A 25,126-nucleotide genomic window follows, 5' to 3' on the forward strand; every position below is an offset into this window, starting at 1 on the left:
ATTAACTCTCAAAGCATCAAAGTTGGAAATATAATAAAACTCTGCATTCTAACAGTTTTTATCCGGATTGATGAAGCCATCAGGCAGGAAAATTAGATTGGCAGGATGATTTATAAAAAGTATAAGATAAGATGAATGACAATGAGATCAACCCTAATGGCACTCGATCAAATCTGGAAACAACAATTAAGTCTCGTTACTTATGGCAATGAATATTTAAGCCATGACCTGCCCTTTAGCCGCTGGCTACATCATTCTATTTTTCAGCAACATATCTTCAGTTTTCGCAACTTGCATACACAGCACTTGCTAGCCCAGCATTTTCAAATCTGGCTGGAGGGTTTAAAGAAACGTGGGGTTTACCGTTTAAGTCTGCATAGTTCAAATTTATTGATTGATGAGAAAAACCCGAATGCAAATGTTGAGCTGTTGCCATTTGCTCATTTTATTGTCAGTCATGAGCATCAAAAAAAGACAGCATGGATTTTCGGAAAGGAACTGGCTGAATGGTATATTGCTGAAAACGATTTTGAAGCACCTGCTGGACAACGTCTGGATAAGCGTCATGAAACATTCTGGAGCTATGAGTTACCAGGGCGTTTATCCAAACTGGTTGATATTGACCTGCAAGATGCCAATTGGGATGAAATACACCAGTTCATTGAACAGGAACTTTTCAGAACCCAATTTGCCCAAGGTTATGTAGAGCCTGCAAACCGCCACCTACCATATTACGGTGTCAGTGAGCCAGCATCCCAAGTAGCGTCTGACAGTATATCATTACAATATTTGGCCTTAATTCCAACTGACTATTCTGCCGATATTGCACATGAACTATTACACCGGGTAACTGCACTGTCAGAATTTGTCGAGTATAAGCGTAAACATCCTTTTGATGAGCAGGGTACGACTTTAACGCCTGAAGAACAGATTAACCTGAGACATTTTTCTCAAAAAATTGATGACCTGCTCAGCAAGCTGATCGTTAAAGTTGCCAATCACTATAAATCTGCACAGTTAACTTATGTAGAACCGGTAGCAACCCCACTAGATAGTCCAGCAGTTACCCTGGCACAACCCGTACGTAAAGAAAAAGTACCAGCAGGTACACATAAAGCCGGCATGGGAAATGTGATTAAATTGCTTCTTTTAACAATCGTAATTTGTGTCGTCGCCTATTATTTTGGATTGTAACTGCTAAATATTTTTCTAACCCAAAGTTGTGTTCATATTGAGTCTATGACCCAGTATGAACGCAATGTCAGAACTCTAATAATCAGCTTAGAGAAACTTGGTACAATTTATGAATTAAATCAGTTTCTATTTTTAGATTTACTCATCATTATTATCAGTCAAAATAAAAATTTAAAGTTTTATACAAGATTTATAAGCGAGTTGCTCCCGCTCATGATAAAAATTAGTGCTGGAAGAATAATTTTGGGCCTTATAGTAATAAATAAAATATTTTAACTATTTTCAACAATTTAAAGGCTTACTTTACTTACGACCAGATGTTTTTAAAGATAATAAAAAAGACTGCAAAAGCAGTCTTTTTTAGATCATCGAAGATGATTAAGCAGCTAACGCACCTTTAGCTTTTTCAGCTAAAGCAGCAAAAGCAACTGCATCATGCATAGCGATGTCAGCAAGTACGCGACGGTCGATGATTACCTGAGCTTTTTTCAGACCAGAAATCATACGGCTGTAAGACAGACCGTTTTGACGCGCACCAGCATTGATACGTGCAATCCATAAAGAACGGAACTGACGTTTCTTCTGACGACGGTCACGGTAAGCGTATTGACCAGCTTTGATTACTGCTTGGAACGCTACGCGGTAAACGCGTGAACGAGCGCCATAGTAACCTTTAGCACGAGCAAGAATTTTTTTGTGACGGCGATGAGCCTGTACACCACGTTTTACACGAGCCATTTATAATCTCCTTAGATGTATGGGCACATACGACGAACTGAAGCAACGTCACTTACGTGAACCATTACACAGCCGCGCAATTGACGGATACGCTTAGCAGATTTTTTGGTCAAAATGTGGCGTTTGAACGCTTGTTTACGCTTGAAACCGTTTGCAGTCGCTTTGAAACGTTTAGCTGCACCACGGCGAGTTTTTAACTTTGCCATAACAACCTCTTTAAGCACCTGTTCGGCTCGTCTGCACCATTGCAATAACGACCTGCAGGTAAGGAAGGCGACATTTTATAGCAACTCTGCCTAAAACAAAAGCAATTAATCGGATTTTCATGATTTTAATCGGGCTTCAATACAGAAGATATATTTCTTGAATAATTTAGAAATGATGGAAATTTCAGCTTTTATTCAGGAGTATAATCACTACAAAAATATGTAGAACCCTCTTATATGTCTAACCAGCATGATGCTTTTGCCGCCTTGCGGTATCGAGACTTCTCGATTATTACACTCAACCAGTTTTGTCTCACTCTTGCCATTCTGATTCAAGAAATTATTGTTGCCTATTCTCTTTATCAAATTACCAAAGATCCTCTCACATTGGGGCTGATTGGACTGGCAGAAGCCATACCATTTATTGCACTTTCCTTATGGGGTGGCTATTTTGCTGACCGTTTTAACAAGCAGACGATTATGAAAGTTTGCCTGTTTTTTGCAGCCCCCTTGCCGCTTATCTTATGGTGGCTCTTTCATGCCTATGCAATAGATTCGATCACAATTAACAGTCTTTCTTGGGGAATCTATGCAGTTATTTTTGGACTAGGCACCATTCGCGGTTTTTACAACCCTTCTGCGACCTCCCTAAAACCTTTTCTGATTCCCAAAGCCATCTATGCCAATGGCGCAACATGGACCACCATTGGCTGGCAAAGTGGTGTGATTTTAGGCCCGATGCTAGGTGGTTTTATGTTGGCCTTTCTTGGCCGCGAAACCAGCCTGATTGCTGTTTCAATATTACTTGCCCTATGTTTTATGCTTATTAATCTGCTTCAAAAACGTAATTTTCCTGTGATGGAAGAACATCGAGTGCTGGATTCACTGGGTGAGGGGTTTCGCTTTATCTGGAAAACCAAAATTGTACTGTGGGCCATTTCTCTGGACCTTGTTTCAGTCCTGTTCGGTGGTGTCATCGCACTGCTGCCCATTTTTGCAGAAGATATTTTGAAGGTCGGACCCGAGGGCCTAGGCTACTTGCGCGCTGCTCCTTCAATTGGCGCCCTAGTTACCATGATAGCTTTAACCAAATTCCCTCCCACTCAGCATGCCTGGCGCAACATGTTACTGGCAGTTGCTGGTTTTGGTATATTTACCCTGCTGTTTGCCTTTTCAGATCATGTGTGGCTTTCACTTTTCGCTCTTGCCATGACTGGAGCTTGTGACAGTATTTCTGTAGTTATCCGACAGACTATTTTACAGATTTTTCCTCCCGAAAATATGCGGGGCCGTGTAGCTGCCGTAAATGGAATGTTTGTTTCATCTTCAAATGAACTGGGCGCATTTGAATCGGGCCTGGCGGCCAAATATATGGGTACAGTTATGGCGACAGTATTTGGCGGCTGCATGACCATGGCTGTAGTCGTAGTTAGTTGGGCCAAAACCAAAGATCTATTTGGTATAGATATAACCCAGAGTTCAGATAATCAATTCAAATAGATATTTGGCTTGGGGCGCCTAGGCCTTTTCAGACTTCTTTTATATTGTCATCTGGATAGAAACAGATAATACTTAGCCGCCAGAGCTGGCCGAACGGGCAACGGCTCACTTTATCTAATAATGAAATGAATGAACTTATGAAATATGCTCTTCCTGTTCTATTTCTAATGGGTCTGCCGCTAAGTACAAGTTATGCTGCGGCACCAGCAACTATGAAACTTACCCCACAAACCAGTTCTGCATTACCTGCACATTTAACAACACGCATTCAGTGGGTCCGTTTTCCTCAGCCAGTTTATAAAGATGAGGATTTAAAGGGCCAAGATCGCCACGCCATCATTCGTATTTATGCAGATGAAACAGGTAAGGTTAATAAAGCTGCAATTCAGGAAAGTACGGGTATTAAAACTCTTGACGACATCCTGCTGAATGCTGTGCAACAAGCTCAAGTCAAAGCCTATATTGAAAATGACACAGCTTTGCCAGTGATTGGCTATCAGGCTTTTAGCCTGAAATTAGACGACAATGCCGGTCAGGACTGTCTTTATAATTTTAATTCAGAAAACTGGCTGACTCAGCAACAGAATAAAAAAGTTCCTTTCCAGTATCTAAATCAGCCTCAACTGGAAATTAATCGCGACCAGTTGAATGGTTATGATCGTAGCATTAAATTTAGTTTTAAAAGCAATAGACAGGGTAATATTAAAAAAGTAAAAATACAGCAGGGTTCAGGAACCTACGCACTTGACCAGGCAGTAATACAGGCGGTTTCACAGGTACAAGTTTCTGCTCCGCGTAAATTCTGGATTTATAAAAAGTCACACTTTAAAGACCAGATTCATTTTAAGCTGGAAGAATGCCAGTAAATTTCCAGAAATACAGGAAGTAGCTATTCTACTTCCTGTATTAAAATAAAATATAAGCTAAATAAATAAAAAGATAACGTCCTGTTTTGGCCAAGGTCACCATCAACAGAAATCTTAAAAAATTTTCTTTTAACAGCCCCGCAATTAGGGTAATCGGATCACCAATGACTGGTAACCAGCTAAGTAACAGTGACCAATATCCATATTTATAATAAAAGTTCTGTGCTTTTTGTATCTTGGCTTCAGATACCGGAAACCACTTCTTATGCTTATAGTGTTCAATATGAATTCCCAGCCACCAATTTATACATGAACCTAAAATGTTTCCGGCACTGGCAACCATTAATAGCAATAAAGCTGAATAATGTTGTTGCGTCAGCAAACCAAGCAATACTGCCTCAGACTGCAAGGGTAATAGAGTCGCTGCACCAAATGCAGATATAAACAGTAGAAGGTATGCCATTGAAGATCAGTCCCAGATAAGGACTGAAGTATAAACTGTCTCTATGGCTGGGTTATCTACTCTACAATAAATTAAAGCTGAATAGTTAAAGCCCGCTGTATGGCAGGACGTGCTGTCAGGCGCTCTACATATTCTTTCACATTTGGATAGTCTTCTAACTGAATTCCCTGCCATTCATAGCGTAAAATCCAGGGTAAAATTGCCATATCTGCAATAGAGTATTCCCCAGCTACAAATTTTTGGCCGATGAGCTGTTTGTTTAATACGCTATACAAGCGCTTTGTTTCATTTAGATAGCGCTCTATGGCATATGGAATTTTTTCCGGCGCAAAACGGTTAAAATGATGATTTTGCCCAAGCATCGGGCCAAGTCCGCCCATTTGCCACATTAACCATTGTTCAACCTCTACCCGTTCCTGCTCATCCTGTGAATAGAAAAGGCCCGTTTTGCGACCCAGATATTGCAAAATTGCGCCTGATTCAAAAACAGAAATAGGTTCACCACGTGGCCCATCCTGATCAACAATTGCCGGAATTTTATTGTTAGGAGAAATTTTCAGAAAGTCTGGCTGAAACTGGTCATTTTCCATAATATTGATCGGAAAAATCTGATAATCCAGCTCCATTTCTTCAAGGGCAATCGTAATTTTATGGCCATTTGGCGTAGCCCAATAATATAGATCAATCATTTTTTATCCTTTCACTGCTATAGTTATTGTCATGAACAAACGCATTATATCTGTCTTTATAACACAGTTTTATAAATAACTTCTGTGACTGCACCATTAAAAGTTTGAAGTTTATGACTGAAATAACCCTATTTAAAGTGCACAAATTCTCATAGCAAGAGATTTGAGAATTTTTTAAAAATCTCTCTTGATTTTTTTTACTGGCATACCGATATATCTAGTACAGCAATGATCTTCCGGATATTGCTGGTAATTACTGTTGATGCCAAGCGTAACAGTAGTTCTTGTTTATACAACTTTGCTGAACTCATCAGGAGGTTATATCAATGAGTAGCGTAAGCCTTAGTCCACTTTTCCGTCGTAGTATTGGTTTTGACCGTTTAAATGATTTATTCGACTACGCCATGCAAAGTGAGGCACCGAACTATCCACCTTACAATATTGAAAAGCTGGGCGATAATCAGTACCGTATTGTGGTGGCAACTGCCGGTTTTAAACAGCAGGAATTGGCGATTAATCTGGAAAACCGGGTTCTGACTATTACCGGCAAGCCAGACAATGAAACAGGCGATCATAGTGTTGAGTACCTGCATAAAGGAATTGCACGTCGTTCCTTCAAGCTTTCATTACGTCTGGACGAGCATATTGAAGTACAACAAGCTGATTATGAAGATGGCTTATTGATCATCGAATTGCAGCGAATTGTGCCTGAAGAGAAACTGCCACGCCAGATTGCAATTGGCCGTAAAGCTAATGAAAGTGAAGCTGGCAAAGTTTATGAGATTCCTGCTTCTCAAGAATAAAGGGTTAAATTTTTAACTCTTCAATAAAAAAGCACCGCATTCGCGGTGCTTTTTGATATGAGATAATTACTTTTTCTTTTTCGGTCCAAGTAACATACCCATTTGACGGCCTTCCATTTTTGGTGCCTGTTCAACTACACCAATTTCAGCGACATCTGCTTCAATCTTTTGCAATTGAGCCAAACCAAGTTGCTGGTGAGCCATTTCACGGCCACGGAAACGTAAAGTAATCTTTACTTTATTTCCTTCTTCCAAGAACTTGATAATTGCACGCAATTTAACTTGGTAATCACCAACATCAGTAGCTGGACGCAACTTGATCTCTTTGACTTGCACCTGATGCTGTTTTTTCTTTGCATCTTTTTGCTTTTGCTTTAGGTCAAACAAGTGCTTGTTGTAATCCATGATTTTACAAACAGGCGGTTCTGCATTAGCAACGATCTCGACCAGGTCAAGATCTGATTCTTCTGCAGCACGCAACGCTTCAGCAAGTGAAACGATTCCTTTTTGTTCACCATCCGCAGCAACGAGGCGTACTTCTTTCGCACGGATCTCGTCATTAATGGCAGGACGGTTACTCTTAGCACCTTGTTGCTGGTTACGGTCAGGCTGTTTAATCTTTATTACTCCACAATATACCGGCCGCGTTCGGCTACGGCTACTTTCACTAAGTCATTGAAGGCATCAATAGACATAGTACCTAAATTTTTTCCTGAGCGGGTACGCACGTTGACCGTACCTTCCTCTACTTCCCGATCACCTAGAACCAGCAAGTAAGGAATGCGCTCAAGTGTACGTTCACGAATCTTAAAGCCGATTTTCTCATTTCTCAAGTCAGAAATTGCACGAATTCCGTTTTCCTTAAGTTTGGCCACTACCTGCTCGCAGGCCTGTGCCTGAGAATCGGTAATGTTCATGACACATGCTTGAACTGGCGCAAGCCAAGGTGGCATAAAGCCCGCATAATGTTCAATAAGTATACCAATAAAACGTTCAAAACTGCCAAGAATTGCACGATGTAACATAACCGGCTGATCACGTTCATTATCTTCAGTCACAAATGAAGCATCTAAACGTTCTGGCAAATTAAAGTCACACTGGATTGTACCACATTGCCAGACACGGCCTAAGCAGTCTTTCAGTGAGAATTCAATCTTCGGACCATAGAATGCACCCTCACCCGGCTGCAGCTCCCATTCCAAACCTGCCGCATCGAGTGCATCTGCCAGAGATTTTTCAGCCATGTCCCAAAGTGCATCATCACCTACACGTTTTTCTGGACGTGTAGACAACTTCATCTGCACATCTTCAAAACCGAAATCTTTATAGACGTCCAGGGTCAATTTGATGAAGTCTGCAACTTCAGACCCGATCTGCTCTTTGGTACAGAAGATATGTGCATCATCTTGAGTAAAGCCGCGAACACGCATAATACCATGAAGTGAACCAGACGGCTCGTTACGGTGGCACGAACCAAATTCGGCCAGACGGATCGGCAGGTCACGATAAGATTTCAGGCCCTGATTAAACACCTGAACATGACATGGGCAGTTCATTGGCTTTACGGCATAGTTACGGCTTTCAGAGTGGGTCGTAAACATATTGTCGGCATAGTTAGCCGCATGACCCGATTTTTCCCAGAGTGTAAAGTCTACGATCTGTGGAGTCTTGATTTCTAGATAGCCATTATCCTGCTGTACTTTACGCATGTACTGCTCAAGAACCTGGTAAATAGTCCAGCCATTCGGGTGCCAGAACACCATGCCTGGTGCCTCTTCCTGCATATGGAACAGATCGAGCGCTTTACCGATTTTACGGTGATCACGCTTTTCAGCTTCTTCAATACGCTTGATATAAGCCGCAAGCTGTTTCTTGTCTGCCCATGCAGTACCATAGATACGTTGCAGCTGTTCATTCTTGGCATCTCCACGCCAGTAAGCGCCAGAGATTTTAGTCAGTTTGAATGATTTCAAGAATTTGGTATTAGGTACATGTGGTCCACGGCACATATCCAGATAGTCCTGATGATAATACAGCCCCATCTGGGTTTCTTCTGGCATGTCTGCAATCAGACGTAATTTATACTCTTCTCCGCGTGCAGTAAATTCAGCAATTACTTCATCACGGGGGGTCATTTTCTTGATGACATCATAATCCTGATCGATGAGCTTTTTCATACGCTCTTCAATCGCTGCCATATCATCCAGAGTAAACGGACGTGGCATCCAGATGTCGTAGTAGAAACCTTCTTCAATGACCGGACCAATCACCATTTTCGCTTCTGGAAACAGCTGCTTAACTGCATGACCCACTAAATGTGCGCAAGAATGACGGATAATCTCGACGCCTTCTTCATCTTTCGGGGTAATGATTTGCAAGGTTGCATCTTCTGTAATGAGGTCAGAAGCATCAACCAGTTGACCGTTTACACGACCGGCAACTGTATTTTTTGCAAGCCCGGGTCCAATGCTTTGGGCAACGTCCATAACAGAAACAGCTTGATCAAATTGTTTTTGATCGCCGTTTGGCAACGTGATAATTGGCATAAAATGAATCCTTAAGGAGTGATGCCCCGTACCATAGGGCATTTCACCGCGAGATTATGATCGAGGAAAACCTCAAAAATATAAAAACGGTGGATAGAACAAATTTCGTTAAGAATTTTACACGTCTTGGCTTTATGAAGAAACAGCAAAAACGATAAAATCCTGTATTGTGAGTGATTTAGTTTATTGTACATAATGAACTGAACCTACAAAACAGCTTTCACCATAATTTGAAAGAATAATCTTTTAGTTTTAGAATCAAAATTAAATATTTGATTTATATAGTAATTAAACAGGAACTAAGACTAAAGCATAAATGAAGTCCGGACCTGAAAGACCTATCTTTTCATAAGCTGAAAGAATAAAACAATGATGAAAGGGAGTTATAAAAATGGTGAGTGCTTATGATGAATTACCGCGCACCCCTGCAAATTTCGTGGCACTTTCTCCTCTACGTTATCTAGAACGTGCAGCATATATCTACCCTCATCAGGCAGCGATTATTCATGGTTCACGCCAGATTAGCTGGCGGGAAACCTATCAGCGCTGTCGGCAGTTTGCCGATCAGCTGCAAAAGCTGGGTATCCAGAAAAACGATACTGTATCGGTGCTTTTGCCAAATGTGCCTGCGATGATTGAGGCACATTTTGCTGTACCAATGGCAGGGGCAGTTCTGAACACCTTAAATACCCGCCTGGATGCCAAAACTTTAGCCTTTATGCTCGAACATGCAGAGAGTAAAGTTTTACTGGTCGACCCTGAGTTTTCTACTTTAGCAAAAGAAGCGCTGGCACTGGTTTCACAAGATATTTATGTCATAGATGTGGATGATGCCGAATATGAAAACTGCTTTAATGCACCGATTGGTGAAATTGAATATGAAGACTGGCTGACTGAAGGCAATGCTGATTTTGAATGGCATCTACCGCAAGATGAATGGGATGCTATTAGTCTGAACTATACCTCAGGCACTACCGGCAACCCCAAGGGAGTGGTTTATCATCATCGCGGTGCGTATATCAATGCTGCAAGTAATATCATTGCCTGTGGCATGACGCCACGTGCAACGTATTTATGGACCCTGCCCTTATTTCACTGTAATGGCTGGTGTTTTGCCTGGACCATGGCAGCAAATGGTGGGACCAATGTCTGCCTGCGCAAAGTTGACCCAGAACTGATCTTTAAACTGATTGCCGAGCATAAGGTGGATTATTTCTGTGGAGCTCCAATAGTGCTTTCCATGCTGATCAATACACCAGCAGAGAAACGAACTTATTTTGATCATCGCGTTGAAGTCATGGTGGCTGGTGCTGCGCCACCTGCTGCAATTATTGAAGGCATGCGTAATATTGGTATCAATGTTACGCATGTTTACGGATTGACAGAAACTTATGGCCCATCTGCACTTTGTGCATCACAGGCAGGCTGGAGTGACCTGACCATACAGGAGCAGGCACAATTACATTCACGTCAAGGTGTTCCATATCCGCTTCAAGATGGTATGAAGGTACTTGACCCAGAAACCATGCTACCTGTGCCAAATGATGGACAGAGCATGGGGGAAATCATGTTCCGCGGTAATATTGTCATGAAGGGTTATTTAAAAAATCCGGAAGCAACAGCAGAGGCGTTTAAAGGGGGCTGGTTCCATACCGGTGATCTCGCCGTATGTCAGCCTGATGGCTATGCCAAGATTACTGATCGTGCCAAGGATGTAATTATTTCGGGCGGAGAAAATATTTCATCACTTGAGGTTGAAGAGGTGCTTTATCAGCATCCGGCAGTGCTAACTGCTGCAGTAGTTGCCAAACCGGACCCACGCTGGCAGGAAGTACCCTGTGCTTTTGTGGAGTTAAAAGAGGGTATAAGTATTTCTGCGGAAGAACTTACTGAACACTGTAAACAGGGACTAGCCCGCTTCAAGGTGCCTAAAGAGATCATCATCACTGATATTCCGAAGACCTCCACCGGAAAATTGCAAAAATTTATTTTACGTGAATGGGCCAAGGAGCGCTCAGTAGGTGAATTTGGCTAAAATAGCCAATTCTAAATGACGTACTCCATACCAGCCAGCTTAACTGCTGGCTTCCATTAAAAATAGGAGTAAGTAAAATGGCGGATTTAAACCGTTTTATACAAGCTCAGGCACAATATTATAATCAAGCACTGGATGAGCTTAGAACCGGACATAAGCGCAGCCACTGGATGTGGTTTATCTTTCCACAGCTTAAAGGATTAGGGCATAGCCATGCCGCGACCTATTACGGTATCAATAACCTGGAAGAAGCCCAAGCTTTCCTGCGTCATCCAATTTTGGGCCAGCGTTATCTGGAACTCTGCCAAGTTCTAGCTGTCTTATCTGAAACAGATATTCATATAATTTTCGGCTCGCCTGATGACATGAAATTAAAATCCTCTTTAACACTGTTCAAGAGAGCCAGTGAGCACAAAAATCCTTTATTTCAAATTTTGCTAGACAAATATTTTCAGGGCGCTGAAGATCAGCGAACGTTGCAGCTTTTATCTCATTCTTGAAGTAAAGTTATAAATCTTTATATAGTTATATACATAGCAAGTTAGATAAATTATTAAAATTTATTTATTTCATTATCTTAAATACTATAAAAAATCCTATTTACATAAGGAGAATAGCAGTGAGCAGTAAAACTACTACGCGCATGACCCATTTATTTCAGCAGCTCGGGCTTGATTCTTCTGAAGCAGCTATTGCTCAATTTATTGAACAGCATCAACTGGCAGCTCCTGTCTATATCAGTGAAGCTGATTTCTGGACCACCGCACAAAGCCAGTTTATTCGGGAACACATGAAGTCAGACGATGACTGGGCCATTGTCATTGACCAGCTCAATGAATCACTGCATGAAGATTCAGTTAAAAAATTATAATGCATTCAGTGATTACAATAAAAAAGCGGCATACATGCCGCTTTTGCTTAACTGTGTTATCTCTGATCCGAGATTAAAGCAACCTGCTGGATATAGTTGACCAGTTTGTTTTTAGATTCAAGCAATTCTTCTTCACTTACCTGCTTGGCAACATCACGCTGAATTCGCAGCAGATGTTGACGTAAAGTATGGCGTTCGGCAGCATTATAAAGTTTTACAAACTCATTAATGACCGGATCCCCCTGGTCAATAATACGGTCTACCCAACGCATGAGCTGTGCCTGTTTTTTCGCACCTTGCTGTGGCGTCAGGTAAGAAAGAATCATGGTTTCATCTTCATTACGCAGCAGTTTACCGATCCGCTGGAATTGACGCCGACGGGCTTCATGTGAAGTTATTGATTCAACTTCCAGTAAAGCGTCTATTAAACGCTCTTCTACCGGCAGCTTCTCAATTTGCTTACGTGGCAGCTCTGCCAGTTGTGCACCTAAAGCAGCCATGCGCTGAACTGCTTTTTTTTGTTCAGTTTTACTTGCACGTCCCTCTAAAACTTCAAAGTCTTCTTCAGTAAAACGTGTTGGACGACGCGCCACAGTTATTCAGCCTCATAAAATTTTGCTGCAAATAATGCCTGAATTTCCGATAAAGCTTTTTCTTCATCCGGACCGTCAATCACAATTCGCAAAGTGGTACCCTTACCTGCACCAAGCATGAGTAAGGACATAATATTTTTTGCATCAATCAGTTTATCATTTTTACCGATCTGAATTGAAGAACGAAACTTGGTCGTAACCTCAATCAACTTACCTGATGCACGCGCATGTAAACCTAGTTTGTTAATTACGTCAACTGTTGTATCAATCATGACCAGTGCTTCATTTCTCTATGTAAGACCTGAATAGACCATTGTGCCTCAAGCGATTTTTTTAGTCTATCCACGATATAAACTGAACGATGTTGCCCACCCGTACATCCGATTGATACTGTCATATAATGACGATGGCCTTTGGCGAAGGCCGGGAGCCACTTGTTGAGAAAGTGGTAAATATCCAAGAACATCTCATTGGGTTGATCACTTGATTCAAGGAATTTTCTTACCGGCTCATCCAGTCCCGAATACTTGCGTAATTCCAGGTCCCAATGCGGGTTGGGCAAATGCCTTACATCAAATACATAATCTGCATCTAATGGAATACCATGCTTATAACCGAATGACTGTAAAATCAGGATTAAACGGTTAGCTTGCCCCAATTTTGAAAGCAAGGTGTGTTTCAGGTCATGTACACTTTTATCAGTCGTATCAATATGTACAGTGGCACGAAACTGAATAGGCATGAGCAGCTGTTTCTCTTCCTGAATACATTCATTCAGGCTCTTAAACCGGCTCGCCAAAGGATGCGGACGTCGTGAAGCACTAAATCGCGCAATCAGTTCCTGATCCTGTGTAGTCAGATAAATGACATCAACTGACCCATGCTGTTGTAACTGCTCAAAAACCTGATCAAATTCTTGTAAATCGGCCCGGGTACTACGTACATCTACACCAAGTGCCAGCTGCTCAAGATTATTTTCACGATCTAATTTTAAAACAATTTCTGTCAGCAATGCCAATGGCAGGTTGTCGATACAGTAATAACCCAAATCTTCAAGAACCTGCAATGCAGATGATTTTCCTGAACCGGATTGTCCTGTCACGATCAAAATACGCTTCATGGCAATAACTGTCCTTATTATATCTTTATGCTTCAGTGAGAATAATTGACCTGCAAGTTGTCAATCAGACGTGTATTTCCAAGCTTGGCTGCTACAAACAATACAAGACTCTGATTAAACTCATGTACAGCCTGGAGCTCAGGCGTGCGCGCCTCTACATACTCCACAACCAGACCCGCCTGTGTCAATTGACTTTTCACATGATCTAACACTTGTGACAAAGCTTGGCCCTGCTGTAACTCGAGTTCAGCATTTTTTAAACTTTGATAAATTGACGGAGCAAGCTGACGTTCTTCAGTACTCAGATAACCATTACGTGAACTCAAAGCCAGTCCATCTGTAGCTCGGGTAATTGGCACTCCAATGACCTCGAGAGGCAAATTCAAATCACGTACCAGCTGGCGAATGACTGCCAATTGCTGATAATCTTTCTGGCCAAAAAATGCATAATTCGGCTGTACTATATTAAACAGCTTGGTTACGACTACAGCTACACCATCGAAGTGACCCGGACGTGATTTCCCACACAGATCATCCGTAATTTTACCCACGCTAATATTGGTCAGACGAGGTTGTGAACCATACATTTGCTCTACACTTGGTGCAAAAATTATATCGCAGCCAGCATCTGCCAGCAGGTGACTATCCTGCTCCAGGGTACGCGGATAATTTTCGAAATCTTCATTCGGTCCAAACTGGATTGGATTTACGAAAATACTGACGACAATAACATCACATAATTTACGTGCCTCACGCACTAAATTCAGATGACCTTCGTGTAAATTTCCCATAGTCGGTACAAAACCGATAATTTTACGCGCTGTACGAGCAGGATTTAGAGAGGCACTTAATCCTTGAATGGTCACTTCAGTTTTCATAAATTACAACTCAACCTGGAAAGTATGTTCTCTAGCTGGAAAAGACTGATTCTGTACTGCCTGATGGTAGGCCTTGAAAGCATCCAGAATTGCAGTTTCACCACTTTGCTCTTTCATAAAATTACGCACAAAGCGTGCTACACGCCCAAAAGACAGTCCCAACATATCCTGTACGACCAATACCTGGCCATCCGTCTCTGCACCAGCACCAATACCGATCACTGGAGTATGCGGAAACAGTTCAGTAATTTCTTTACCCAGCTGGGCAGGTACACATTCGAGTAATAATACCGCTGCCCCTGCTTCAACTAATGCTCTACAGTCAGCAATTAGCTGATCAGCGGCTTCACGACTTTTTGCCTGTAGCTTGTAACCACCGAGAACATGAACAGACTGCGGCGTTAGACCAAGATGTACACAAACCGGAATACCATTACGGGTCAGATTCTGTACTGTTTCAGATAACCATGCCCCACCTTCAATCTTGACCATCTGAGCACCGGCCTGCATTACGATGCGAGCATTTTTGAGCGCATCTTCCAGAGTGGCGTAACTCATGAAAGGAAGATCAGTCATAATCATGGCATGCTGATTACCACGACGCACTGCCGCAGTATGATAAGCCATATCTTCAACCAGTACCGGTAATGTTGAGTCATGACCCTGAATTGTCATTCCCAGTGAATCACCAATCAGAATAGAATCAATTTCAGCAAGTTCCATGGCTTTTGCCATACTGGAATCATAGCAAGTCAGGCAAGAAAATTTACGCCCCTGAGCTTTGAACTGTCTTAAATCACTCAGACTAATCATGAAGATATCCTCTTGCACAGTATCTTAAATATATAGATTAAATGCTGGCCCATTGTTCATCGGCCAAAACAGTAAGTTCTGATTGCTGGACCAAATCCAGTTGTTGAAGTAGCTGTCCGTTTACGCTGAGACTCGCATCCAGATCAAGCAGTGGAATAACGACAAAATCCCGCTCCAGCAGACCAATATGTGGCACATTCAGCCGTTCATGTTGTATAGACTGCTGACCATAAAGCAAAAGATCCAGATCTAGTGTCCGCTCGCCCCACCGGCGTAGACGCACCCGCCCGGCTTCCTGCTCAAAAGCTTGCAACTGATCTAATAGAGGCAAAGGCTCAAGCACAGTTTCAAGCTGTGCTACGGCATTATAATAATGCGGCTGGTCTTGAGGCCCCATAGGCGGACTCTGATATAACCTGGAAACTTTTACCGGCCCCAACGTACTAAGTCTTGATACAGCTTGAGTTAAAATCTGGCGTGAGTCACCGAGATTGCTGCCTAGGCCAATATAAGCAATGGTACTCATTGTGTTGGTCCAAATACCACTTGACTGAGGTCACGCTTTACCCGTTTGCGCTTCATAATCGGATGATCACTATTGAAGTCTCCCACAGATTCTGCTGCTTTAACCGCTTCATGATCAACCTCCGGCTTACGTGTTTTTCTAGCACGTCGGCTACGCGGTTCGGGGATATCGACTAAGGGTTCAATTTCCAGGTGCTTTACTTCATCCAGTACATCTTCGTTCTGTTTACGGCGATTCTTGGCACGCTGCCGGTTATACTGACTAATAGTTTTTTCTTTTTCATCAGCTCCCATATTCTGGTAAGCATCCCACCATTGCCCCATTCCCTGAGTCGTTGGGTCCCCTGCCTTCTCACGCAATAATAAAAAGTCAAAGCCGGCACGGAAACGCGCATGGCTGGCCAAGGCTTCAATTTGCTGAGGTTTCGGATTTAGCAACCGGCTCTGCATTTCCCAGACTTCACGAATAAAGGTTTCTGCAAAACGTGGAATAACAGTACGTGTGGCTTGACGCTTAAGTACATCCAGCCCAGCCTGAGCACGCGCCTCAGCAGCGACAATACCCTTACCGCTATAAAATTCATAGCGCTCCAGGAAGGGCTCCCAAAGTAGTACAGCATAGAAGAATGCTGGATTAATAGTTTTACCGATCTGAATACGATAATCAGTATTTTTCGCAGCCAACTCTATAAAGGCAGTAATATTCGGGCGGATATCTGCAAATAACTGCTTCCAGATATCAAAATCAATAAGCATCGGTAGCACACGTGCCAGATGCCCCATAGTAAACAGCTTTTGTGATTCGTCATACAAACGGTGCGGAGACACATCACGGAGCAGTTGTGCCAGCTCGGCTGTAAAAATTTTCAGAATAGCTGGATCAATTTTGAAATTCAGTTTAGCTGCAAAACGCAAAGTGCGTAGCATCCGTACTGGATCTTCTTCAAAACGCTGTACCGGATCACCAAGCAAACGCAAGGTTTTATTTTTGATATCCTGAACCGCATCACAAAAATCAAGCACAATACCTTTATGCGGCTGATAATACAGGGCGTTAATAGAAAAATCACGGCGGGAAAAGTCTTGTTCGATACTGCCCCAGTTATTATCACGCAGGATCATGCCTGAGGCACTGGTCACAGCTTTTTTAGGAGGAGCACGAAAAGTTGCCACTTCAATCAGTTCACGGCCAGAATACACATGAGCCAATTCAAAACGGCGGCCAATAATACGGCAGCGACGCCCAAATACATCCTTGATCTGTGAAGGAGTTGCATTGGTTACAGCATCGAAATCTTTAGGGTTTAACCCCAGCATCAGGTCTCTTACACCGCCACCAACGATATAAGCTTCATAACCGGCCTTGGTTAAACTTTCGATAACATCTAAAATAGAAGAAGGTAATTGAGTGGTTGATAAACCACATTTTGACGCGCGCAAAGTTTGCAAAAGACGCTGTCTCCTACGTCAGGACGTAAATTTGCTAAGATGCTGTAATCATAGCTCCAACATGATTAAAGGGCAATTTGAATCTCAATATTGCCCTATTGTTTGTTGAGTTCTTATATCAACTAGCGTAACAACTTACAATGTCAGACGCGATTTATTTTTTTCAAATAGCTTGGGCCCAATGCCTTTGACCTTCTGCAAATCTTCGATGCTATTGAATTTTCCATTTTTGTTACGATATTCCACAATTGCCTGAGCTTTCTTTTCGCCCACGCCGCTCAGTACCTGCTGCAACTGATCAGCAGTACCACGGTTCAGGCTTACTTTTTCTGTACTGATCTGGGCTGCTGGTCCCGATGACATCATCATTGAACCAGTTTGCTGCAATAAGCGGCGGTCATGATCCAATTGCTGGTTTTTCCATTTCAAATAAGAATCATCAAACTGTTGCGCCTGTACCTGACCGGCACTTGCTAGCCAGAGACACCCCAGCAAACCCAACATTAGAGATAATATTTCTTTTAACCGGAAAAATTTATTGATTTTTTTCATCACGATATAGAGCTCTTCATTTTAATTGTTGTTTAGCTTGCTCCCAGAGTTGATCCATTTCTTCCAGACTCAGCTGTTCTAAAGTTCGCTGTTGCTGTATGGCCTGATCCTCGATAAAAGCAAAACGGGTTCTAAATTTATGGATGGTTGAAAGTAAAGCCATCTCACTGGAAACATGAAGTTTACGGCCTACATTGATCAGTGAAAATAGACAATCGCCAAACTCATCCATAATTTCATCGGAATTTTGATGATATATCGCCTCTTTCAGTTCGAGCAACTCCTCTTCAAGTTTCCTATAAGCACTATTTACATCCGGAAAATCAAAACCGATTTTTGCCACATTCTTCTGTATTTGTTCGGCCTGAACTAATGCTGGGCCATGCTTGATTTCATTTAGTCGGGCAGCAGGCTTACCTTGTTTTTCCTGCTGCTTAACCTGTTGCCAGAGCTGGCTGACATCTTCTTGAGTTAGACGATCACATTGTTCAGTTTTAAACACATGGGGATGACGACGCACAAGTTTCTGACAAATCGCCTGGACCACATCCTGAAAATCAAATGCACCTTGTTCACTGTACATCTGTGCCTGGAATACTACCTGTAGCAGCAGATCTCCCAGTTCATCACGGATTTCGCTTATATCGCCTTCACGTATTGCGGCTTCGACCTCATAGGCTTCTTCAATTGCATAGCGTGTCAGGCTCAAGGGTGTCTGTTCGCGATCCCATGGGCATTTTTGCCGGAGTTCCTGCATAATCGCCAATAGCTCCTTAATTGACTGCTCTGAATTTTTCATCTTTTGTCCTGCTTTACATTCACCTGTGCCAAATCATGTGGCTTTTGTTAAGATAGGCCTGCAATAACAGTCAGGCTGATTGTTAATAATTAAAATATCAATAAAGAGAATAAGTATGACACACAGTATATTGATCAGTGGTGCAGCTCAAGGAATTGGCGCCGCAGTTGCACGGCTCTTCTACCAGAAGGGTTACAAAGTTGGTCTATATGATATTAACTACGCACAAGCACAGCAATTGGCACAAGCTTTAGGATCCAATGCAATGGCGGGGCAACTGGATGTTTCCGACTATCATCAATGGAACATGGCATTAGACGAATTTGTTAGCTGGGCTGGAGAACTCAATATTCTGGTTAATAATGCAGGAGTTTTATACTCTGGTGCTTTTGAAAATACACCAATTTCTGCCCATCACCGTACAGTTGACATTAACATTAAGGGTGTGATAAATGGTTGCCATGCAGTTCTACCTTACTTAAAAACAGCCACTTTTGCCCGCGTGATCAACCTCTCTTCTGCCTCAGCTATTTATGGACAGGCTGACCTGGTTTCCTATTCAGCCAGCAAGTTTGCAGTACGCGGTATTACCGAAGGGCTTGATGTAGAGTGGCAAAAATTTGGAATTCGTGTTTTAGATGTTATGCCATTATTTGTGCAGACTGCTATGGTAAAAGATATGGATGCCGGCACCATCCAGAATATGGGTATTTCGTTGACACCAGAAGATGTTGCTCAAAAAATTTATCAGCTTGCCAATATGAAAACTACTTTTTTAACTCCTACACATCAGCCAGTTGGCCTAAAAACCAAATTTCTTTTTCAGCTTTCACAGATCAGCCCGCAATTTATAAACCGCCTGACCAATTTAGCTTTAAGCCGAAAAAAATAGATTAAAAAATTTCTACTTCTACCGATCTACCGATTAAAATAAAAATATGCTTCTCGCTGGAAGCATATTTTTTCAGAAATTTTAGATCTAACTACCTTGAACCAGACGGCGTGCGCTGATAATTCCTGGTTGCTGCTCCAAACGGGCAAGCAAACGTGATAATTGTGCTAGCCCTTTAACCTCAATCAACAACTTCATATTGGCAATACCATCAGCTTCAGAGATAGTATTGACCTGCCGGATATTGATCTGGTCTGCAAAGATGACCTGAGTCAGATCTTTAAGCAAACCACGACGGTCATAGGCTTCTACCACAATCTGCACACTCTGGCCACGAGTAGGCTGCATTTCCCAGTCTGCTTCAACTGCACGCTCAGGCTCTTGACTGATCATACGCATATAATCCGGGCATCCCACCTTATGAATGCTGACTCCTCGGTTTAAGGTAATATAACCTGCAATACTTTCACCGTGTACTGGCTGACAGCATTGGGCAATATGCAACTCGACATTGTCCAGCCCGTCGATCAGGATACCATGCGCCGATAAAGTATGACTGGCACGTGGATTCAGTGTCGGTTTGAGTACCAGCTCAGGCTCGTCCTGATCCAGATGCATGTGCCGGTTCACCTGATTAATCAGGGCATGCAGGCTCAGGTCTCCATTCACCAGCCCAATCAGAATATCATCACCACTTTTAACGTTAAAATGATTGCAATAATCACTTAAATCAATGCTCTTTGGATGAATTGCCAGACGCGATAACTCTTTATTCAGCAGATCACGCCCCACTTCAAGATTTTTGCTCCGGTCCTGCTGTCTGAACCAGTGACGCAACTTATCGCGTGCTCGCGCGGTGCGAATATAACCTAGAGAATTCACCAGCCAGTCCCGGTTCGGTTCCCGGTCTTTTTTGGTAAGAATTTCTACCTGCTCACCTGTTTTCAGGCTGTAGGTTAAAGGGACGTAACGCTGGTTGACCCGTGCGGCATAGCATTTGTTGCCGACTTCAGTATGTACATGGTAGGCAAAATCAAGTACGGTCGAACCCCGGGGTAATTCTTTAATGTCACCATCACGGCTAAAGACATAAATTTTCTCAAAATCCTCAAATTCTTGAATATGCTCAAAATTCTCGGTTTCATCACTCTGCTGATAGCCACTACTTTCATTACGCTCCTGATAATGCTCAAGAACCGCCCGTAAAGAATGCAAGCGATGATTAAAGGAATGGTCAGTGGTTTTAGAACCTTCCTTATAGTTAAAGTGTGAACATACACCAAGCTCAGCTTCTTCATGCATGTCATAAGTCCGGATTTGAACCTCTAGAGACTTATTTTCTGCAATTACTGCGGTATGCAAGGAGCGGTAACCATTGCCTTTAGGGTTGGTAATATAGTCATCGAACTGATGCGGTATATGTCGCCAGATTTGATGCACGATCCCGAGAGCGTGATAACACTCTGGTACGCTGTGCACGAGTACCCGCAAAGCACGAATATCATAGAGCTGATCAAAACTTAAGCTCTTGCTTTTCATCTTACGGTAAATTGAATAAATATGTTTGGCACGGCCGGTAATCTCTGCCTCGATCCCGTAATCAGCCAGTTCATTTTTCAGTTTATCGATGACAAATTGAATATAATGTTCACGTTCCAGACGTTTTTCATTGAGTAAAGATGCAATTTCTTTATAACGCTCAGGAGCCAAGTAGCGAAATGCCAGATCCTCAAGCTCCCACTTAAGCTGTGCAATGCCCAAACGGTGCGCCAGTGGCGAGTAAATCGTCAGAATTTCCCGTGCTACCCGCTCCTGACGCTCTTTAGAAGACTTAGCCAGTTCACGCAAGGCATACGTACGTTCAGCCAGCTTAATTAAGACCACACGCACATCTTCAGTGACTGAAATCAGCATTTTATAAATGCCGGTCAAATGCTCGCGCTGATTATTATTAAAATGATCTTCGAGACGTTTATTTTTTTCAATCAGTTCAGAGAGTTTACCCATGGCCAAGGTGCCCTTGACCAAGTTATAGACATTCTCACCAAATCGTTCCTGCACCAGTTCAAGACTGGTAATCCCTTCACGTACACTGCGGTACAACATAGCCGCTGAGAGCGTATCTTCATCTACATGCAGATGCGCCAGAATATCTGCCATTTCCACACCGGTATAAAAGGTGTTGGATCGGTGATTGACGTTGGTTTCCAGCTCTTTTTCTAATGTTAGCTGAGCGACTTCTTCTAGCTGCTTCAGCTCTGCCCCACCCAGAATATCACGCACACGGTCTAGCCATGAGACTAAATCCAGCTGTGCTTCTTCGGCATGCTCGACAGTCGCTTCATCAGACAACTCGGTTAGTCGTCCAGGAAGCTGCTCACGTACTGTGACCATACCCTTCTCCTATACACATGTAACTCATGTTTTTTAATCGGTTATCTTGTTAATTTTTTCAAATAACACAATTGATTCTACGTGCCCGGTATGAGTAAACATATCCATCACACCAGCTTTTTTTAACTGATACCCATGCTCTACCAAAATACCTGCATCTCTTGCCAGAGTTGCTGGATTACATGAAACATAAACGATTCTTTTCGCATTAAAATTAGGAAGATAATGCATTACTTCTTCTGCTCCTGCCCGCGGAGGATCAATTAATAATGCATCAAAACCCTGCTTTGCCCAAGAATGAGAAGAAAAATCTTTTGTTAAATCTTGTGAATAGAAATGCACGTTCAATAATTCATTGCTACGGGCATTTTCAGTACCGCGTTTAACCATATCTTCACTTCCCTCTACAGCAATTACTTGACCGGTCTCACCTACACAGCGAGCCAGAGGTAAAGAAAAGTTTCCTAATCCACAAAACAGGTCAAGTACACGCTCACCTGGCTGTAGATTTAGCAAATTACATGCCAGACTGACTATTTGCGAGTTCACCGTAGAGTTAACCTGAGTAAAATCTAGTGGAGAAAAAGCAAAATCGATATCGAACTCTTCCAGACGATAATGCAAATACTTTGATGCATCCGGCTGATCTACCCGATACAAACTCTCTGGTCCAGCAGGCTGCAAATACAGTTGCCACTGCCTGCTTAACGCATATTGTGTTAATTGGTTGACATCAACTTGAGGTAATTTCTCTATATTACGAATGACCAAAGCAATATCGTGATCACCCATGGCCAATTCTATATGCCCAATGGCTGCTTTGGCTGTTAGACTTTCGAGTAACAATTGTAGCCCATTTAAGTGGTCAGCCATAGCTCGGTCCAGTACCTTGCAAGTCTGAATAGAAACCAGATGATTAGTTTGACGCTCACGAAAACCAAATTTCAGCTTTTGCTCTTTAGCTAAAAATCGCACCCCTATACGGGCTTTACGACGGTAGTCTTCTCGGGTCGAACGTAAAGCGGGTAGCCACTCTTCAGGTTCAATGGCAGCAAAATGCTTAAGATGTGAAGCCAGGACGTCTTGCTTGAAACGGATCTGTTCATCTGGGTGCATATGTTGAAGACTGCATCCTCCGCATAGACCAAAATGCGGACAGACGGGTTCAATCCGATATGAGGATGGCTCACTCAGTAATTGAACACTGTCTGCTTCTTCCAATCTTTTGGTGTGATGGGTGATTCGGGCCTGAACAGTTTCTCCTGGCAAAGCACCGGTAATAAAAACCTTTTTACCCTGCTTTTCTGCCGGATGTCCCGGCTCATTTCCATAGTGTGCAATACCCCGTCCTTCATGGGAAAGCGCCTCAACCTTAAATACATAATGCGCAGGTTGAGCCGAACGCGGTTTAGCTTTGTGTCTCAAGGAAATAACCTAATCTCTAACTGTAGGAAAAATATAATGTGAAGTAAATTCGGTATGCTGCGAACTGTCTTGCCACAGGCGAACAAACTCGGCCTGTTGCGGCTGCTGGCTTAAATACGCAATTGTGGATTGAATCCAGAAACGATGATCCTCTGCAAGCAATTGACCTTTCAAAAGTAGCCAGCGCAGATAGATCAGCCAAGTATTTAGCACATCTCCTTCACAGTGTTGGCTTAGCTCTAGCCATTCACCATGCTGTACCTGCTCAGACACTCGGTAACCTTCTGTACGCTTGCCCGGATAACCCAGCAATTGTGCAGCGTCATCAAGTTTCTGAAAATTGCGACCATTAAACATGGCCATCACGTCCATTAGATCGACATGACGGTGATGATAACGGTTCTGGTAATTATTATAGCGCTTCTGAATATCAATTTCGCCCTGATCAAACAGGCTCGGAGCAGAAAGACCATGATACATGGTGCGAAATAAAATAACGGGTAAGTCAAACTGTGACCCGTTCCAGCTCACCAGAGTTGGATGACGCTTTTCAAAAATGGAAAGAAACTTTCTGAGAATCTCTGCCTCAGCATACTGCTCCTGACTAAAAGAAAATAGCCGCATGCCATGTTCATCAACCCAGAGGCCTGAAATACAGACAATCTCGTGTAAAGACAGACGCTGAAAATCGGTCCCTGCTTCTTGGCGACGCAGCTTAATCAAAGCCTGTTCAAGCTCATCATCCGGTAAATCCAGATTGTACAGGTGCGCACCTGCCTTCAAGTCGGTCAGTGTTTCGATATCAAAAATCAGGACAGGTAAGCGCATGTAATTCTCTTGAATAATTATTTATCTTCAGCTGAAAACAAACCGGTAGACAGATAACGGTCACCACGATCACAAATTATACAAACGATGACGGCATCCGGATTTTCTTCTGCAAGCTGTAAAGAAGCCCAGACCGCTCCACCTGATGAAGTTCCGGCACTAATTCCCTCTTCCCGGGCCAATCTGCGCATAGTGCGTTCAGCCTCAATCTGTGGAATGTCGATCGTGCGGTCAATACGGCTACGGTCAAAAATTGTAGGAAGATATTGTTCGGGCCAGCGGCGAATACCTGCAATACTTGAACCCTCAGATGGCTGCAAGCCCACAATCTGGATATCCGGGTTCTGCTCTTTAAGATATTTTGATACCCCCATAATGGTACCGGTCGTACCCATAGAGCTGACAAAATGGGTAATTCTACCCCCCGTCTGTTTCCAGATTTCTGGTCCTGTGGTGAGATAATGGGCCTCTACATTGTCCGGATTTCCAAACTGGTTAAGCACCAGACCTTTACCGTCCTGCTCCATTTGCAGCGCGAGGTCACGGGCACCTTCCATTCCCTGCTGTGGTGTCACCTCAATCAGCTCAGCACCATAAGCCAGCATAGCATCTTTACGTTCCTGACTCATATTGCTCGGCATGATCAGCTTCATTTTATAACCACGCATAGCCGCTACCATTGCTAGCGCTATACCGGTATTTCCACTTGTGGCTTCAATGAGCGTATCACCCGGTTTGATCTGTCCACGCCTTTCAGCCTGCATAATCATATTATAAGCAGGGCGGTCTTTTACCGAGCCAGCTGGATTATTTCCTTCAAGCTTGGCCAGCACAGTCGCTCGAGTGTGGTTAGCCAAGCGCTGTAAACGTACCAGTGGAGTTTTTCCAACATAATAGTCCAGCAGAAATTCATCCGCGGTAAAGTCAGGGGTCATCGTTGTCATTGT

At 42.9% G+C, this 25,126-nt stretch carries 27 protein-coding genes; 8 read left to right on the top strand and 19 right to left on the bottom strand.

Features of this window, described 5'->3' with window-relative positions:
- Positions 1-156 precede the first annotated feature (156 nt).
- Entirely contained in the window at positions 157-1,194 is a 1,038-nt protein-coding gene (locus tag N518_RS0108650; protein ID WP_005016177.1) for a hypothetical protein, read from the top strand.
- Between the two features lie 378 nt (positions 1,195-1,572).
- Here the strand turns inward: N518_RS0108650 and rplT are convergent, their stop codons facing one another.
- Together rplT and rpmI are read right to left on the bottom strand one after the other, a co-directional pair.
- Positions 1,573-1,932: a 50S ribosomal protein L20 gene (gene rplT / locus N518_RS0108660; RefSeq protein ID WP_005016178.1), complete on the bottom strand. Its 360-nt coding sequence runs from the start codon at positions 1,930-1,932 to the stop codon at positions 1,573-1,575.
- An 11-nt stretch (positions 1,933-1,943) separates the two neighbouring features.
- On the bottom strand, positions 1,944-2,138 hold the full coding sequence (rpmI, locus tag N518_RS0108665; RefSeq protein WP_001096359.1) for a 50S ribosomal protein L35: 195 nt from the start codon (positions 2,136-2,138) through the stop codon (positions 1,944-1,946).
- A gap of 237 nt (positions 2,139-2,375) precedes the next feature.
- Between rpmI and N518_RS0108670 the strand changes: the two genes are divergently transcribed.
- A complete protein-coding gene (locus N518_RS0108670) occupies positions 2,376-3,638 on the top strand; it encodes an MFS transporter (RefSeq protein WP_005016179.1) in 1,263 nt (420 codons plus the stop codon).
- Positions 3,639-3,775: 137 nt separating this feature from the next.
- On the top strand, positions 3,776-4,504 hold the full coding sequence (locus N518_RS0108675; RefSeq protein WP_026444141.1) for a TonB family protein: 729 nt from the start codon (positions 3,776-3,778) through the stop codon (positions 4,502-4,504).
- Positions 4,505-4,544: 40 nt separating this feature from the next.
- On the opposite strand, the gene N518_RS0108680 is transcribed toward N518_RS0108675, so the two are convergent.
- Positions 4,545-4,967 carry a YqaA family protein gene (locus N518_RS0108680; protein ID WP_026444142.1) on the bottom strand — a complete coding sequence of 141 codons (423 nt, stop codon included), beginning with the start codon at positions 4,965-4,967 and terminating at the stop codon, positions 4,545-4,547.
- Positions 4,968-5,038: 71 nt separating this feature from the next.
- Positions 5,039-5,656 (bottom strand): glutathione S-transferase N-terminal domain-containing protein, encoded by a 618-nt coding sequence (locus N518_RS0108685; protein WP_026444143.1) that lies wholly within the window; start codon positions 5,654-5,656, stop codon positions 5,039-5,041.
- 326 nt (positions 5,657-5,982) lie between these two features.
- On the opposite strand from N518_RS0108685, the gene N518_RS0108690 reads away from it, so the two are divergent.
- A complete protein-coding gene (locus tag N518_RS0108690) occupies positions 5,983-6,459 on the top strand; it encodes an Hsp20 family protein (protein WP_005016188.1) in 477 nt (158 codons plus the stop codon).
- A 66-nt stretch (positions 6,460-6,525) separates the two neighbouring features.
- Here N518_RS0108690 and infC read toward each other — a convergent pair whose 3' ends face one another.
- On the bottom strand, positions 6,526-7,077 hold the full coding sequence (gene infC / locus N518_RS0108695; RefSeq protein ID WP_080548202.1) for a translation initiation factor IF-3: 552 nt from the start codon (positions 7,075-7,077) through the stop codon (positions 6,526-6,528).
- 5 nt (positions 7,078-7,082) lie between these two features.
- On the bottom strand, positions 7,083-9,005 hold the full coding sequence (gene thrS, locus N518_RS0108700; RefSeq protein ID WP_017400786.1) for a threonine--tRNA ligase: 1,923 nt from the start codon (positions 9,003-9,005) through the stop codon (positions 7,083-7,085).
- Positions 9,006-9,396: 391 nt separating this feature from the next.
- On the opposite strand from thrS, the gene N518_RS0108705 reads away from it, so the two are divergent.
- From N518_RS0108705 to N518_RS0108715, 3 genes are all read left to right on the top strand, one after another.
- On the top strand, positions 9,397-11,040 hold the full coding sequence (locus tag N518_RS0108705) for an acyl-CoA synthetase (RefSeq protein ID WP_005016197.1): 1,644 nt from the start codon (positions 9,397-9,399) through the stop codon (positions 11,038-11,040).
- Positions 11,041-11,117: 77 nt separating this feature from the next.
- The gene (locus N518_RS0108710; protein ID WP_017400784.1) at positions 11,118-11,540 is read left to right on the top strand and encodes a DUF1810 domain-containing protein; all 423 of its coding nucleotides are present in this window, start codon (positions 11,118-11,120) and stop codon (positions 11,538-11,540) included.
- Between the two features lie 119 nt (positions 11,541-11,659).
- Positions 11,660-11,911, top strand: coding sequence for a DUF2789 domain-containing protein (locus tag N518_RS0108715; protein WP_005405770.1), 252 nt, complete (start codon positions 11,660-11,662; stop codon positions 11,909-11,911).
- Positions 11,912-11,967: 56 nt separating this feature from the next.
- Here N518_RS0108715 and yjgA read toward each other — a convergent pair whose 3' ends face one another.
- The 9 genes from yjgA to mazG form a co-directional block, all read right to left on the bottom strand.
- Positions 11,968-12,504, bottom strand: coding sequence for a ribosome biogenesis factor YjgA (yjgA, locus tag N518_RS0108720; RefSeq protein ID WP_005016207.1), 537 nt, complete (start codon positions 12,502-12,504; stop codon positions 11,968-11,970).
- Between the two features lie 2 nt (positions 12,505-12,506).
- Complete coding sequence (locus N518_RS0108725; RefSeq protein ID WP_005016209.1) at positions 12,507-12,776, bottom strand: HPr family phosphocarrier protein; 270 nt, start codon at positions 12,774-12,776, stop codon at positions 12,507-12,509.
- Positions 12,773-13,624, bottom strand: coding sequence for an RNase adapter RapZ (gene rapZ / locus N518_RS0108730; RefSeq protein ID WP_005016211.1), 852 nt, complete (start codon positions 13,622-13,624; stop codon positions 12,773-12,775). Before rapZ ends, N518_RS0108725 begins: the two co-directional genes overlap by 4 nt.
- A gap of 32 nt (positions 13,625-13,656) precedes the next feature.
- Positions 13,657-14,502, bottom strand: a complete 846-nt coding sequence (gene panC, locus N518_RS0108735; protein ID WP_026444145.1) for a pantoate--beta-alanine ligase — start codon at positions 14,500-14,502, stop codon at positions 13,657-13,659.
- Positions 14,503-14,505: 3 nt separating this feature from the next.
- Complete coding sequence (gene panB, locus N518_RS0108740) at positions 14,506-15,315, bottom strand: 3-methyl-2-oxobutanoate hydroxymethyltransferase (protein WP_026444146.1); 810 nt, start codon at positions 15,313-15,315, stop codon at positions 14,506-14,508.
- Between the two features lie 37 nt (positions 15,316-15,352).
- On the bottom strand, positions 15,353-15,841 hold the full coding sequence (gene folK, locus N518_RS0108745) for a 2-amino-4-hydroxy-6-hydroxymethyldihydropteridine diphosphokinase (protein ID WP_005406001.1): 489 nt from the start codon (positions 15,839-15,841) through the stop codon (positions 15,353-15,355).
- Positions 15,838-17,289, bottom strand: coding sequence for a polynucleotide adenylyltransferase PcnB (gene pcnB, locus N518_RS0108750; RefSeq protein WP_026444147.1), 1,452 nt, complete (start codon positions 17,287-17,289; stop codon positions 15,838-15,840). The genes folK and pcnB overlap by 4 nt, the downstream gene beginning before the upstream one ends.
- 135 nt (positions 17,290-17,424) lie before the next feature.
- A complete protein-coding gene (locus N518_RS0108755; RefSeq protein ID WP_026444148.1) occupies positions 17,425-17,841 on the bottom strand; it encodes a ComEA family DNA-binding protein in 417 nt (138 codons plus the stop codon).
- 16 nt (positions 17,842-17,857) lie between these two features.
- Positions 17,858-18,619: a nucleoside triphosphate pyrophosphohydrolase gene (gene mazG / locus N518_RS0108760; protein ID WP_026444149.1), complete on the bottom strand. Its 762-nt coding sequence runs from the start codon at positions 18,617-18,619 to the stop codon at positions 17,858-17,860.
- A gap of 136 nt (positions 18,620-18,755) precedes the next feature.
- Between mazG and N518_RS0108765 the strand changes: the two genes are divergently transcribed.
- Positions 18,756-19,532, top strand: a complete 777-nt coding sequence (locus N518_RS0108765) for an SDR family oxidoreductase (RefSeq protein ID WP_026444150.1) — start codon at positions 18,756-18,758, stop codon at positions 19,530-19,532.
- An 87-nt stretch (positions 19,533-19,619) separates the two neighbouring features.
- On the opposite strand, the gene N518_RS0108770 is transcribed toward N518_RS0108765, so the two are convergent.
- The 4 genes from N518_RS0108770 to cysM are packed head-to-tail and all read right to left on the bottom strand — an operon-like array spanning position 19,620 to position 25,123.
- A complete protein-coding gene (locus N518_RS0108770) occupies positions 19,620-21,926 on the bottom strand; it encodes a RelA/SpoT family protein (RefSeq protein ID WP_026444151.1) in 2,307 nt (768 codons plus the stop codon).
- A 33-nt stretch (positions 21,927-21,959) separates the two neighbouring features.
- Positions 21,960-23,351: a 23S rRNA (uracil(1939)-C(5))-methyltransferase RlmD gene (gene rlmD, locus N518_RS0108775; protein ID WP_026444152.1), complete on the bottom strand. Its 1,392-nt coding sequence runs from the start codon at positions 23,349-23,351 to the stop codon at positions 21,960-21,962.
- 9 nt (positions 23,352-23,360) lie between these two features.
- Positions 23,361-24,179 (bottom strand): 3'-5' exonuclease, encoded by an 819-nt coding sequence (locus N518_RS0108780; protein WP_017400777.1) that lies wholly within the window; start codon positions 24,177-24,179, stop codon positions 23,361-23,363.
- 17 nt (positions 24,180-24,196) lie between these two features.
- Positions 24,197-25,123 (bottom strand): cysteine synthase CysM, encoded by a 927-nt coding sequence (gene cysM, locus N518_RS0108785; RefSeq protein WP_026444153.1) that lies wholly within the window; start codon positions 25,121-25,123, stop codon positions 24,197-24,199.
- Positions 25,124-25,126: the final 3 nt, after the last annotated feature.

It is taken from the genome of Acinetobacter sp. UNC436CL71CviS28, assembly GCF_000620525.1.
GTDB classification, from domain to species: domain Bacteria; phylum Pseudomonadota; class Gammaproteobacteria; order Pseudomonadales; family Moraxellaceae; genus Acinetobacter; species Acinetobacter radioresistens.

Excerpts from the sequence above, each read along its gene's own strand:
- N518_RS0108765 (WP_026444150.1), top strand. The coding sequence starts at position 18,756 with ATGACACACAGTATATTGATCAGTGGTGCAGCTCAAGGAATTGGCGCC.
- N518_RS0108685 (WP_026444143.1), bottom strand. The coding sequence starts at position 5,656 with ATGATTGATCTATATTATTGGGCTACGCCAAATGGCCATAAAATTACG.
- folK (WP_005406001.1), bottom strand. The coding sequence starts at position 15,841 with ATGAGTACCATTGCTTATATTGGCCTAGGCAGCAATCTCGGTGACTCA.
- N518_RS0108725 (WP_005016209.1), bottom strand. The coding sequence starts at position 12,776 with ATGATTGATACAACAGTTGACGTAATTAACAAACTAGGTTTACATGCG.
- N518_RS0108670 (WP_005016179.1), top strand. The coding sequence starts at position 2,376 with ATGTCTAACCAGCATGATGCTTTTGCCGCCTTGCGGTATCGAGACTTC.
- N518_RS0108780 (WP_017400777.1), bottom strand. The coding sequence starts at position 24,179 with ATGCGCTTACCTGTCCTGATTTTTGATATCGAAACACTGACCGACTTG.
- rapZ (WP_005016211.1), bottom strand. The coding sequence starts at position 13,624 with ATGAAGCGTATTTTGATCGTGACAGGACAATCCGGTTCAGGAAAATCA.
- N518_RS0108705 (WP_005016197.1), top strand. The coding sequence starts at position 9,397 with ATGGTGAGTGCTTATGATGAATTACCGCGCACCCCTGCAAATTTCGTG.
- N518_RS0108770 (WP_026444151.1), bottom strand. The coding sequence starts at position 21,926 with ATGGTCACAGTACGTGAGCAGCTTCCTGGACGACTAACCGAGTTGTCT.
- N518_RS0108650 (WP_005016177.1), top strand. The coding sequence starts at position 157 with ATGGCACTCGATCAAATCTGGAAACAACAATTAAGTCTCGTTACTTAT.
- cysM (WP_026444153.1), bottom strand. The coding sequence starts at position 25,123 with ATGACAACGATGACCCCTGACTTTACCGCGGATGAATTTCTGCTGGAC.
- rplT (WP_005016178.1), bottom strand. The coding sequence starts at position 1,932 with ATGGCTCGTGTAAAACGTGGTGTACAGGCTCATCGCCGTCACAAAAAA.
- panC (WP_026444145.1), bottom strand. The coding sequence starts at position 14,502 with ATGAAAACTGAAGTGACCATTCAAGGATTAAGTGCCTCTCTAAATCCT.
- N518_RS0108755 (WP_026444148.1), bottom strand. The coding sequence starts at position 17,841 with ATGAAAAAAATCAATAAATTTTTCCGGTTAAAAGAAATATTATCTCTA.
- panB (WP_026444146.1), bottom strand. The coding sequence starts at position 15,315 with ATGATTAGTCTGAGTGATTTAAGACAGTTCAAAGCTCAGGGGCGTAAA.
- N518_RS0108675 (WP_026444141.1), top strand. The coding sequence starts at position 3,776 with ATGAAATATGCTCTTCCTGTTCTATTTCTAATGGGTCTGCCGCTAAGT.
- N518_RS0108690 (WP_005016188.1), top strand. The coding sequence starts at position 5,983 with ATGAGTAGCGTAAGCCTTAGTCCACTTTTCCGTCGTAGTATTGGTTTT.
- N518_RS0108710 (WP_017400784.1), top strand. The coding sequence starts at position 11,118 with ATGGCGGATTTAAACCGTTTTATACAAGCTCAGGCACAATATTATAAT.
- N518_RS0108680 (WP_026444142.1), bottom strand. The coding sequence starts at position 4,967 with ATGGCATACCTTCTACTGTTTATATCTGCATTTGGTGCAGCGACTCTA.
- thrS (WP_017400786.1), bottom strand. The coding sequence starts at position 9,005 with ATGCCAATTATCACGTTGCCAAACGGCGATCAAAAACAATTTGATCAA.
- rpmI (WP_001096359.1), bottom strand. The coding sequence starts at position 2,138 with ATGGCAAAGTTAAAAACTCGCCGTGGTGCAGCTAAACGTTTCAAAGCG.